Here is an 11,879-nt window from a genome sequence, read left to right as displayed (position 1 = left end):
ATGCCGCGCGATCAAGGCAGTGGTGCCTGAACGCAGGGCGATCTGAAGGATTCGATGAGTTATCCACGCAAAGGTGAAAAGCAGATCTCCGAATTGGCCAACGGGCTGATCGATCCCGTGCTGGCGCGCCGTGCCGGAATCAACACTGCGCTGCTTGGCTCGTGGGATGAAATCGCCGGTGCGGAGTTCGCCGATTGCACGCGTCCGGAAAAGATCGCCTGGGCGCGCGGCAACGACGAGGGCAGCTTTCGGCCCGGTGTGCTCACGATTGCCTGCGAGGGCGCCCGCGCGCTGTTCCTGACCCATGCGCAAGGCGAGTTGATCCAGCGCGTCAACAGCTTCTTCGGATTTGCCGCCGTCCACCAGATCCGTATCGTCCAGAAACCCGTCTATCCGGCGGTGAAGCGCTCCCGCACGCCTCCTCCCTTGAAGGGGGCGGCTGCGGCAAAGCTGGAGGATATGATGGAGGGGATCGAGGGCGACAAGCTGCGCGAAGCCGTGAAGCGGCTCGGCACGGCCGTGCTGGGCAAGCGCGGTCGCTAACGCCTTGCAAGTGTTGGCGCGGCAATTCTGTCCGCAATTTAATCGGGCTGTCCAACCAAGGTCACAATTCTTTGAAGAAAGTTCGCGAGCCGTGTCTTGTTCAGGACTTCGAGGCGCTATATCGGACTCACAGCCATTACTCTCATTTATGGGGACCTTCATGCCGATTTCTGAAATGCAACTGACGAAACGCCAGCTTCTGGGCGGCGTGGCTGCCGCGACCGCGACCCTGGCGGTTTTCAGTAGCGCGCATGCCGCTGTCGAAGTGCCTCAGCCCGATGGCGAGGTCGACATGGCCGCCGTGCTGAAGCCGGGCCCGCTGCCGGAAATGGTGCTTGGCAAGGAAGACGCCCCGGTAACGATCGTCGAATACATGTCGATGACCTGCCCGCACTGCGCTCACTTCCACACGACGACCTTCGACGCGATCAGGAAGAAGTATGTCGACACCGGTAAGGTCCGCTTCATCATCCGCGAATTCCCCTTTGATCCGCGCGCCGCTGCCGCCTTCATGCTGGCCCGCTGCAATCCGCAGAAGCCGGAAGAAATGAGCACGCCGGAACAGTATTTCGCGATGGTATCCATGCTCTTCAAGCAGCAGCAGACCTGGGCCGCTGCCGATGATGGCCGCGCTGCACTGCTGCAGATGGCCAAACTTGCTGGATTTACTGAGGATAGTTTCACGAAGTGCTTGACGAACCAGAAGCTGCTGGATGAAGTGAACGCAACGCGGGAACGAGGTTCCAAGGAGTTTGGCGTCAATGCCACGCCGACGTTCCTCATCAACGGCAAGCGCTTTTCTGGAGACATGACGGTTGACACCATGTCGGCCCTTATCGACAGCCTGCTCTAATCTGAACCGTATCCGATCGACGGGCGACGGCGGAAGCCGTACGCCCGTCTTTTGCTTTATCAGGCGCGGGGACGCGGCATGAAGTTCAACAAGCTTCGCGTCGTCGGCTTCAAGTCCTTCGTCGAACCCACCGAATTCATCATCGAGCGCGGACTGACCGGTATCGTCGGCCCGAACGGCTGCGGCAAGTCGAACCTCGTCGAAGCGCTGCGCTGGGTGATGGGCGAGAATTCCTACAAGAACATGCGCGCGTCCGGCATGGACGATGTCATCTTCTCCGGCTCCGGCAATCGTCCCGCCCGCAACACGGCTGAAGTAGCACTCTATCTCGACAATGCCGAGCGTACGGCGCCCGCTGCCTTCAACGACAGCGACGAGATCCAGGTCACGCGCCGCATCGAGCGGGAGCAGGGATCGATCTACCGCATCAACGGCAAGGAAAGCCGCGCCAAGGACGTGCAGCTTCTCTTTGCCGACGCCTCCACCGGCGCCCGTTCGCCGTCCATGGTCGGGCAAGGACGGATCGGCGAGTTGATCTCGGCAAAGCCGCAGGCCCGCCGCCAGTTGCTTGAAGAGGCAGCCGGCATATCTGGCCTGCATTCGCGCCGTCACGAAGCCGAGCTTCGCCTGCGTGCCGCCGAAAGCAATCTCGAACGTCTCGACGACGTGACTTCTCAACTGGAGAGCCAGATCGAGAGCCTGAAGCGTCAGGCCCGCCAGGCAAGCCGTTTCAAGTCGCTGTCCGCGGATATACGCGCCCGCGAGGCGCTGCTTCTGCACATCCGCTGGGTTCAGGCCAAGGAGGCCGAAGCCGAGGCCGATAGCGCGCTCAATCAGGCCACCGTCGTCGTCGCCGAAAAGGCGCAGATGCAGATGGAGGCCGCCAAGGTTCAGGGCATTACAAGCCTGAAGCTGCCGGAATTGCGGGACGCCGAAGCACGCGCCGCTGCCGCGTTGCAGCGCCTGCAGATCGCCAAGACCCAGCTCGAGGAGGATGCCAACCGCATCCTGCGCCGTCGTGACGAACTGACCCGCCGTCTTGCGCAGCTCGGCGAGGATATCCGCCGCGAGGAGCGGCTGGTTGCCGATAACGCCGAAATCCTGGCGCGGCTGGATGCCGAAGAGAGCGAGATCACTGAGATCCTTGCCGATTCCGGCCGTTTTGCCGAGGAGACACGCGAGGCCTTCGAGGAGGCTGCCGCAAAGCTCGCCGACAGTGAGCGCACTTTTACCGCGTTGACAGCCGAACGCGCCGAGGCTGCAGCCGGGCGCAACCAGCTCGAGCGCGCCATTCGCGACCTTGCCGATCGCAAGATGCGCCTTGAACGGCAGATGGATGAGGCCAACCGCGAGCTGTCGGCCATCGGGGAGAAGATTTCCAGCCTGCCCGATCCGGACGAGAAGCGGGACGTGGTCGAGGCGGGCGAGCAGGCTCTTGCCGAGGCGGAAGCCGCAATCCAGGGCGTCGAGCAGGCCTTGGCCGCTGCCCGCCAGACCGAGGCTCTTTCCCGATCGCCTGTCGATCAGGCGCGTGCGAAGCTGAACGCCATCGAAACGGAAGCCCGGACCATTTCGCGCATGCTGGCTGCCGGTGCCGCGGCAGGCGAATTTGCACCCGTTGCCGATGAACTTCGCGTCGATCGCGGCTTTGAGACGGCGCTCGGTGCGGCCCTTGGCGACGACATCGAATCCCCGCTCGATCCGAAGGCGCCGGTGCATTGGTCCGGCCATGGTGACGGTGCCGCCGACCCGGCATTGCCGGCTGGCGCGACGCCGCTGATCGACCATGTGCGCGCTCCTGCGGCACTGATGCGCCGCCTGAAGCAGATCGGCCTCGTCTCCGGTTCGGATGCGGCAACCCTGATGAGGGACCTCAAGCCAGGCCAACGCCTGGTGACCAAGGAGGGCGCCGTCTATCGATGGGACGGCCATGTCACCGGCGCGGATGCGCCGAGTGCGGCGGCACTCCGGCTGGCACAGAAGAACCGGCTCGCCGAACTGGAAAGCGAAGCCGCGCTTGCCCGCGACATACTTGATGAAGCGGAGGAACGCCTGGCGAGTGCGGCCTATGCCATCCGACTTCAGGAACAGCGCCTCGCCGAGGCGCGCGAGAAGAGCCGTATATCCGCGCGGCAACTCGCCGAGGCGCGCGAAGCGCTGGCAGCGGCCGAGCGGGCCTCTGGCGATCTCATCCGCCGCCGTGATGTCATTACAGAATCTGTCAGCCAGCTTCAGATCCAGCTTGAAGATCTCTCGATCCAGGAAGAGAACGCCCGGATCGAGTTGGAAGACGCCCCTGATTTGACGGCGATCGACGTACGGCTTCGAGCGCAGCAGGCGGAAGTCGCGACCGATCGTGGCGCACTTGCAGAAGCGCGGGCACGCCATGAAAGCCTGAACCGCGAGAACGAAGCCCGTCAGCGCCGCATCATTGCCATCGGGCAGGAGCGCGAGACCTGGCGCCAGCGCGCTGCCAGTGCCGAGGACCACATCGCGACACTTCGCGACCGCGAGGAGGAGGCGCGGGAGGAAGCGTCTGAGCTCGAAATGGCGCCCGATGAGTTCGACGACAAGCGCCGCGCGCTCTGGACCGAACTCCAGAAGGCCGAGGAAGCACGTCGCCACGCGGCCGATGTGCTTGCTGAAGCCGAGCTCGTCCAGCGTGACGCCGACCGCAAGGCGGCGACAGCGCTTTCCGAACTCGCCGAAAGCCGCGAGCGCCGCGGTCGCGCCGAAGAGCGGCTGGTCTCGGCGCGCGAAAAGCGACAGGAAACCGAGGCCCGAATTCGTGAGGCGCTAAACGTTGCGCCGCACGAGGCGCTTCGGCTTGCCGGACTTGAGTCGCTGCAGGCAGCACCCGATCTTCGCGAGGTCGAGCGCGAACTCGAACGCCTCAAGATGGAGCGCGAGCGCCTTGGCGCCGTGAACCTGCGCGCCGAGGAAGAACAGAAGGAACTGAGCGGGAAGCTCGAGGCGCTGATCAAGGAACGCGACGACGTGATCGATGCGATCCGCAAGTTGCGTGGCGCGATCCAGAGCCTCAATCGCGAGGGTCGCGAGCGCCTGCTCGCCGCGTTCGACGTGGTCAACGGCCAGTTCCAGCGCCTTTTCACCCATCTTTTCGGCGGAGGAACGGCCGAACTGCAACTGATCGAATCCGATGATCCGCTCGAGGCAGGCCTGGAAATTCTCGCCCGTCCGCCGGGCAAGAAGCCGCAGACGATGACGCTCCTTTCGGGCGGCGAGCAGGCGCTGACGGCAATGGCACTGATCTTTGCCGTCTTCCTGACCAATCCGGCCCCGATCTGCGTGCTGGACGAAGTGGACGCCCCGCTCGATGACCACAATGTCGAGCGCTATTGCAACCTGATGGACGAAATGGCCGCCTCCACCGAGACGCGTTTCGTCATCATCACACATAATCCGATCACCATGGCGCGCATGAACAGGCTGTTCGGCGTGACGATGGCGGAGCAGGGGGTATCGCAGCTCGTGTCGGTCGATCTTCAGACCGCCGAACAACTGCGCGAGATTGCCTGAGCCAAAGGCTGGGAAAAGCCCAAAAAAAGTCTGCCAGAATGGGCTGACTCCACCATTCAGGTAATGTTTTCCTACCGATCTTGTATTAGAGATTCCTTCATGGTGTCGCCGAATTACCGCGAAAAGGTATCGGCTGCATGGTTTCCTGCGCGACGCGCTCGGAGCAATATGGTTTTGGCTCTGACAGTCCGTATGGACGGAACCCCCCGTCCGGTTTTCCTGGCTGGACGGACATAAGGCTTTGCGGGACTTTGTTGCAGTCCCGCAAAGCTTTTTCTCCCCTCAATCGCTTCAGTCTGTCGCAGTTATTGTGCGCCGCAACATTTCGGCCGCATTTGTCGATTTTCATTTCAACACCAAGGGATTAAGTTGATCCGGATTTGGTGTTGGGGGGAATATGACCAAGTGGGTCTATACATTTGGCAATGGTCAGGCAGAGGGTAGTGCCCTTGAGGGCGAGCGTTTGGGCGGCAAAGGCGCAAACCTCGCGGAAATGTGCAACCTGGGTCTGCCTGTCCCTCCTGGTCTGACGATCATCGCCGGCGCCTGCTCTGCCTACTACAAGAACGGACGGCAGATTGCAGAAGAGCTGAAGGCACAGGTCCGCGCGGGCATTCAAGGGATCGAAGAAATTACCGGCCGGCGGTTCGGCGCGGGCGATCGGCCGCTGCTCTTGTCCGTGCGCTCGGGAGCGCGCGTTTCGATGCCGGGGATGATGGACACCGTCCTCAATCTCGGCCTCAACGATGAAACCGTACAAGCGCTCGGCCACGATGCCGGCGACGCACGGTTCGCCTGGGATAGCTACCGCCGTTTCATCCAGATGTATGCCGACGTCGTCATGCGTCTCGATCACGAGGTGTTCGAGGAGATCCTCGAGGACGAGAAGGCGCGGCTCGGCTATGAGTTTGATACCGAACTGACCGCCAACGAATGGCAGCACGTGGTCTCGCTCTACAAGAGCCTGATTGAGGAGGAGCTGGGCGAGGAGTTTCCTCAAGATCCCGAGGTGCAGCTATGGGGCGCTGTAGGCGCCGTCTTCGCCAGCTGGATGAGCGTCCGCGCAGTCACCTATCGCCAGCTTCACAATATTCCCGAAGGCTGGGGCACGGCGGTCAACATCCAGGCGATGGTTTTCGGAAACCACGGTAATTCGTCCGCGACCGGTGTTGCCTTCACGCGCAATCCGTCGACGGGCAATAAATCGCTCTATGGCGAATTCCTCGTCAATGCGCAGGGCGAGGATGTGGTTGCCGGCATCCGCACGCCGCAGAGCATTACCGAGGAGGGGCGCATCAGCTCCGGTTCGGAACGACCGTCGATGGAAAAGCTGATGCCGGATGCCTTCAAGGAGCTGTCAGGCATCTGTTCCGAGCTTGAAACGCATTATCGCGAGATGCAGGACATCGAGTTCACCATCGAGCGCGGAAAGCTCTGGATGCTGCAGACCCGCGCGGGCAAGCGCTCGACGCGGGCTGCGATGAAGATCGCCGTCGACATGGTAGATGAGAAACTCATCACCGAAGAAGAAGCGGTGCTTCGCATCGAACCTTCGTCACTGGACCAGCTCCTGCACCCGACGATTGACCCGCGTGTTACCCGCGAGATCATCGGCACCGGCCTGCCGGCCTCGCCCGGCGCGGCGACCGGCGAGATCGTCTTCACCGCCGAGGAGGCCGTGACAGCGTCCGAGGAGGGGCGCAAGGTTATCCTGCTGCGTGTCGAGACCAGTCCAGAAGACATCCACGGCATGCACGCGGCCGAGGGCATTCTGACGACACGTGGCGGCATGACCAGCCATGCCGCCGTTGTCGCACGCGGCATGGGCATCCCCTGCGTGGTCGGCGCTGGTGGCATGCGCATCGACGCCCGCAACGAGCGGCTGATCGGCGTCGGCGTCACGCTGAAGAAGGGCGACGTCATCACCATCGACGGTTCGGCCGGGCAGGTGTTGAAGGGTGACGTGCAGATGATCCAGCCGGAGCTCTCCGGCGATTTCGGGCGCATCATGCAATGGGCCGATCGGGCGCGGCGCATGACCGTGCGCACCAATGCCGATACGCCGGCTGATGCGCGCGCGGCTCGCTCCTTCGGTGCCGAGGGCATCGGCCTTTGCCGCACCGAGCACATGTTCTTCGAGGGCGACCGCATTCATCTGATGCGCGAGATGATCCTGGCGGAGGATGAAACCGGCCGCCGCGCCGCTCTCGATAGCCTGCTGCCGGTCCAGCGCCACGATTTCACCAGCCTGTTCAACGTCATGCACGGCCTGCCGGTGACGATCCGTCTGCTCGATCCGCCGCTGCACGAATTCCTGCCTAAGACGGACGAGGAGATCGCCGACGTTTCCGCCGCAATGGGCATGGACGCTGCAGCACTGCGCCAGCGCGTCGATGCGCTGCATGAGTTCAATCCGATGCTCGGCCATCGCGGCTGCCGACTGGCGATTTCCTACCCTGAAATTGTCGAGATGCAGGCGCGCGCCATTTTCGAGGCGGCGGTCGCGGCAGCCCATGAAACGGGTGCTGCCGTCGTGCCCGAGATCATGGTGCCCCTGGTTGGGTTGCGCTCCGAGCTGGACTACGTCAAGGAGCGCATCGACGCCATCGCCGGGGACGTCATGGCGGAGGCCGGCATGCGGATCGACTACCTGGTCGGCACGATGATCGAACTGCCGCGTGCAGCCCTCAGGGCCCATATCATCGCCGAAGCGGCGGAGTTCTTCTCCTTCGGCACCAACGACCTGACGCAGACAACCTTCGGCATCTCGCGCGACGATGCATCCGCCTTTATTCCGACCTATCAGCGCAAGGGGATCATCGAGCACGATCCCTTCATTTCGCTGGATTTCGACGGTGTCGGGGAGTTGATCCGCATTGCCGCCGAACGCGGTCGGCGCACGCGCAATGACATGAAGCTCGGGATTTGCGGCGAACATGGCGGCGATCCGGTATCCATCCATTTCTGCGAGGAAATCGGATTGGACTACGTGTCCTGTTCACCCTTCCGCGTGCCGATTGCCCGGCTTGCCGCCGCGCAGGCGGTGATTACCAATGGCGCCCGTATCCGCGACCGTAGTAAGGACGGTCGAGATCATAGGACATCTGCAACATGAGCATATCGCTGTCGTAACGCGCCTGGGCACGGCGATAGAGATCGATGCGCTGCATGCAGGTCGCGAAGCCCTCCGTGCCGCGCCGGAAGCCATAGCGTAAGCATTGAGCCTCGTCGGCGGCGCGCCGCTCTTCCGGCGTCATTGTTTGGCAGGCCGAGAGGCCGATTGATAGCGCGGCAAGCGCGAGAGCTAAAACGAGCGTACGCATCGACATGTCTCTGCAATCAAAACTCTGCGCCATCAGATGACGCCAATCGGCGGTTACAGTCAACCAAAAGAATAACTTAGGCCGAAGCGGTGCGCTTGCATCGCTGCTTTCAACGCCTGTGGCCTTCCGTCTGTGGAGGATCGTCTGTAAGAAGACGGCTCGGACGACATTGGAAGATAAACATGGCACTACGCGATCGATTCTCGAAGAAACTGACCTGCCCGCAATGCGGCAACGCCGGCTTTGCGGAAGCGTCCGAGACGGATGATCCGAAGCGCAAGCATCCGGGCTTTAGCGTCGATCATCTACCGCGCGGCTTCTTCATCCAGCGCGCGTCCAACCATCAGGAAACTTCCATGATCAAGTGTGAGTGCGGGCGCAAATTCCCGTTCCGCAGCCTGGCTGAAGCAGCGGCGCAACGCGATTAGAGCCGAAAGGCTCTAGGTCAGAACCGTTCAAGAACCTTGATGAAGGCGTCGGCGAAGCGGATGAGGTGGGCCGTCGCAGGATCCGGCGCTTCCATGCGGATTTCCGTGCCGCTGTGATCCAGCACGGCAAGAACGACACGCATCTGTTCGCTCATGGACGGGATGCGCAGCACTGCAATGCGCTTGCAATCGTCCATCAATCCCTCGGCGGGAAGATCAAACAGGAATTCTCCGCCAGCCTTGGCGGATGCTACGCGGACGGTTTCGCAGAAGTCGGATTTGCCATCGTATCCGTCGAGCGACAATTCCAGTTCCAGAAGCTCTATCGGCAGAAGCGGATCTGCATGATCGGCTGCGCCCAGCGTCGGCGACTGGGTTCCCGATGCGGGCTCCGGTGCAATCATTGCCCTTCTCCTGTTGGTCGGTTGCGACCCAAACCATACAACTGCAAATCAAGGAATATCAGAAAATGCTTACGCACGCCATTGTCGTCTTCCCCGTGGATTGCGCCCATCGGAATGACACAACAGTTTCAATTTAGGCGAATCTTGCACTAAACAAGTGGAGGGCGATTTTGCGCGTTCATGCGGGACGCGCCGCTTGCGAGTAACCGGTAAGTTTGATGGCAATCCGTTTCGACCGCCCTGTTTCAAATGCTGCCCGCTTCTCGCGGCGCTTCGCAGCGTTTGCCCTGGTTCTCTGCCTTGCGGCTCTGGTTGGTCATCGCTTCGCCGGCCTTTCTACGCCATACCTTGTGCTGGTTCTGCTCGTCTCCGCGGGCTTCGCGCTGCTTGGGACCTTGCTTGCCGTTGCCGGGCTGCGCAGCCTCTGGCTGACGGGTGCCGAAGGCGGGCTCGATGCCTTGAAAGCCTTGATTTATGTGGCCCTTCCGCTCGCCATCGGCGGGATTGCCGCCGAACGCTATTTCGCGCTGCCGGCGATCTATGACGTGTCAACCGATATCGTCTCGGCGCCGGACTGGCTGAAGACGCCGAACGCAGATCAGATCTGGCTGAAGCGAGAGCCGGCGGTCACGCCTGAGGACCGCGAAAAGCAGCTCGAAGCCTACCCGGAACTCACAGGCCGTCGCTACGACGGCGCTATCGACCGCGTGCTCGAAGCCGTCAAGAAGGTCGCCAAGGAGAATGGCATCCGCATTACCCGCGCCGACGGTGACAGCGAGCCAAGCCCCGATCTCGAGAAGCGACCGGCGAAGCCGCAGCCAGATGACGCCGCGGTTGCTGAGGCGCCAGAAGCCGTGCCGGTCCCGACGCCACGGCCCTACGACGACGACGTTGCGCAGCTGATTCGCCGGGCCAATGGCGTAACGCTGCAGGGCGAAACCCGCACCTTGGTTCTCGGCCTGCGTTTCGACATCGTCATCCGCTTGCGGGAGGAAGCGGAAACCACGTTCGTCGACGTCAGGGTCGCCTCGCGCTACGGCCCGCATGATCTCGGCCTCAGCGCCGATATCGCGGAGAACTACCTCAAGGCGCTCGATTCCGAATTGCTCGGCATCGCTGGCAGCTAGCCTCGTTCGCCTCAATATCTGCCATCGAAGACGATGACAGGCTTGTCGTCGGCAAATACAGGCGCCGACGTAAGCTATTTCCGTGTTGCAGGTCGGTAGGAGCCGAAAAGGGCAGGCGGTCCATCCGTTTCGATCTCACCCCGCTCCACCAGATCCTCGATATGGGCAAGAACCGAAAGCGCGGCAGCGCCATGCAGGCGCGGATCCGTCTCGCGATAGATCACCTTCACCATGTCGGGGATGTTCGTATCGCCAGCGCGGATGCGGCCGAGCACGGCGCGTTCGCGCATCCGCCGATGCGTCTTCAGGGCTCGCATGAAAGAGATCGGCTTGCGGACGGGGCCGCCATGTCCGGGAAGCAGCAGGCGGTCGTGCCTCTCGATCAGCTTGTCGAGGGAGGCCATGTAGTCGGCCATCGAGCCATCGGGCGGCGCGACGATGGAGGTAGCCCACCCCATGACATGATCGGCGGAAAACAGGATCCCGGTTCCCTCGAGCGCGAAGGCCGCGTGATTGGCGGTATGCCCGGGCGTCAACACGCCCGTCAGCCCCCAGCCGTCGCCCTCGATCGTCTCGCCGTCGCCGATTGTGACGTCGGGCCGGAATTCCAGGTCCGAGCTTTCGGCGAAGGGATTGATCTCGCCCTGATGCAGTGGCCGGGCAGCGCGGTGTGGTCCCTCGGCGACGATCCGCGCCCCGGTCGCCGCCTGCAGGCGCCGAGACAGCGGGGAGTGGTCGCGATGGGTATGACTGATGAAGATATGGGTGACCTCGCGTCCATCGAGCGCTGCCATCAATGCCTGCAAGTGTGCCTCGTCCTCCGGCCCAGGATCGATGACCGCCACGGAGCGATCCCCGACGATGTAGCTGTTCGTGCCGTGAAACGTGAAGGCGCTCGGATTGTTGACCGTAATGCGCTGCACGTCTGAGGCAACAGGCACGGCCTGGCCATAGGCGGGCTCGAAGGCCAAATTGAACTCGGGACTTGCCATTTACTTGTATTCGATCTCGATGAAGGACATCGGCTGATCGCCGGCATTGACGACATTGTGCTCGATCCCGGCGTCGCGGCGGTAGGCAGCGCCCTTGGCAATATCGACCCTGCGGCTGCCGTCCTTTTCCTCCAGCAGGAACTGGCAATCGGTCATCGGCACGACGACATAGCCCATCCCATGTGTATGGATGCCCGTATCGGCTCCCGGCTCGAAGTCCCAGCGCGTGATCCGAACCACGGCATCGTCGAGCAGCAGCGTTGCGAGGGCAGGCGGGCGGGCGCGGTACTGGCTCATCGTTACTCCATCGTCCTGGACGGCTGACGCGAGACCTAGCATGGTGACGCAAAATGCGCACAGAAATATGCAATGGCCCGAAACTTAATGATTGTGACGTCAAGCGAGCTTTGCTAAGCAGGCGTCGATTTGGCAAGCGGGTCTCCGCTTTCAAGCTCTGGTGGGGCGTCGCCAAGCGGTAAGGCACCGGTTTTTGGTACCGGCATTCCCAGGTTCGAATCCTGGCGCCCCAGCCATTGAATTCCGGTCCGTTCTGGACACATAGGTTACGTTTTATTCCTGAGACATAGGTAACACTTTTGGACCGAAAGGGTTCGGCAAAGGTTCAAGCCTGCATGTCTCATCATCGAAGTATCCCAGATCGTAGTCCAT

10 protein-coding genes and 1 tRNA gene are annotated in these 11,879 nt (G+C 62.1%); 7 read left to right on the top strand and 4 right to left on the bottom strand.

The window, feature by feature from the left end; all coding sequences use genetic code 11:
• Positions 1 to 54 precede the first annotated feature (54 nt).
• From IB244_RS19950 to ppdK, 4 genes are all read left to right on the top strand, one after another.
• Entirely contained in the window at positions 55 to 543 is a 489-nt protein-coding gene (locus IB244_RS19950; RefSeq protein WP_018859029.1) for a DUF721 domain-containing protein, read from the top strand.
• 160 nt (positions 544 to 703) lie between these two features.
• Positions 704 to 1,396 (top strand): DsbA family protein, encoded by a 693-nt coding sequence (locus IB244_RS19945; RefSeq protein ID WP_169682671.1) that lies wholly within the window; start codon positions 704 to 706, stop codon positions 1,394 to 1,396.
• 78 nt (positions 1,397 to 1,474) lie between these two features.
• The gene (locus tag IB244_RS19940) at positions 1,475 to 4,936 is read left to right on the top strand and encodes a chromosome segregation SMC family protein (protein ID WP_192305322.1); all 3,462 of its coding nucleotides are present in this window, start codon (positions 1,475 to 1,477) and stop codon (positions 4,934 to 4,936) included.
• A 397-nt stretch (positions 4,937 to 5,333) separates the two neighbouring features.
• Positions 5,334 to 8,051 carry a pyruvate, phosphate dikinase gene (gene ppdK, locus IB244_RS19935; protein ID WP_018859032.1) on the top strand — a complete coding sequence of 906 codons (2,718 nt, stop codon included), beginning with the start codon at positions 5,334 to 5,336 and terminating at the stop codon, positions 8,049 to 8,051.
• Here ppdK and IB244_RS19930 read toward each other — a convergent pair.
• A complete protein-coding gene (locus tag IB244_RS19930) occupies positions 7,984 to 8,259 on the bottom strand; it encodes a hypothetical protein (protein ID WP_083929893.1) in 276 nt (91 codons plus the stop codon). The genes ppdK and IB244_RS19930 overlap by 68 nt on opposite strands.
• Before the next feature lie 182 nt (positions 8,260 to 8,441).
• Here IB244_RS19930 and IB244_RS19925 point away from each other — a divergent pair, with 182 nt between their 5' ends.
• Positions 8,442 to 8,687 carry a hypothetical protein gene (locus IB244_RS19925; RefSeq protein WP_018116436.1) on the top strand — a complete coding sequence of 82 codons (246 nt, stop codon included), beginning with the start codon at positions 8,442 to 8,444 and terminating at the stop codon, positions 8,685 to 8,687.
• A gap of 17 nt (positions 8,688 to 8,704) precedes the next feature.
• On the opposite strand, the gene IB244_RS19920 is transcribed toward IB244_RS19925, so the two are convergent.
• Positions 8,705 to 9,091, bottom strand: coding sequence for a hypothetical protein (locus IB244_RS19920; protein WP_018860461.1), 387 nt, complete (start codon positions 9,089 to 9,091; stop codon positions 8,705 to 8,707).
• A 218-nt stretch (positions 9,092 to 9,309) separates the two neighbouring features.
• Between IB244_RS19920 and IB244_RS19915 the strand changes: the two genes are divergently transcribed.
• Entirely contained in the window at positions 9,310 to 10,218 is a 909-nt protein-coding gene (locus IB244_RS19915; RefSeq protein ID WP_018860462.1) for a DUF1499 domain-containing protein, read from the top strand.
• Positions 10,219 to 10,292: 74 nt separating this feature from the next.
• On the opposite strand, the gene IB244_RS19910 is transcribed toward IB244_RS19915, so the two are convergent.
• Entirely contained in the window at positions 10,293 to 11,210 is a 918-nt protein-coding gene (locus tag IB244_RS19910; RefSeq protein WP_018860463.1) for an MBL fold metallo-hydrolase, read from the bottom strand.
• Positions 11,211 to 11,507 (bottom strand): cupin domain-containing protein, encoded by a 297-nt coding sequence (locus IB244_RS19905; protein WP_018860464.1) that lies wholly within the window; start codon positions 11,505 to 11,507, stop codon positions 11,211 to 11,213.
• Between the two features lie 161 nt (positions 11,508 to 11,668).
• Between IB244_RS19905 and IB244_RS19900 the strand changes: the two genes are divergently transcribed.
• Positions 11,669 to 11,743, top strand: a tRNA-Gln gene (locus IB244_RS19900).
• Positions 11,744 to 11,879: the final 136 nt, after the last annotated feature.

Origin of the sequence: Rhizobium sp. RHZ02 (assembly GCF_014851575.1) — a bacterium.
GTDB lineage: Bacteria > Pseudomonadota > Alphaproteobacteria > Rhizobiales > Rhizobiaceae > Rhizobium > Rhizobium altiplani.
Note: the sequence above shows the minus strand (reverse complement) of the source record. Positions and strands in the feature narration are given on the sequence as shown.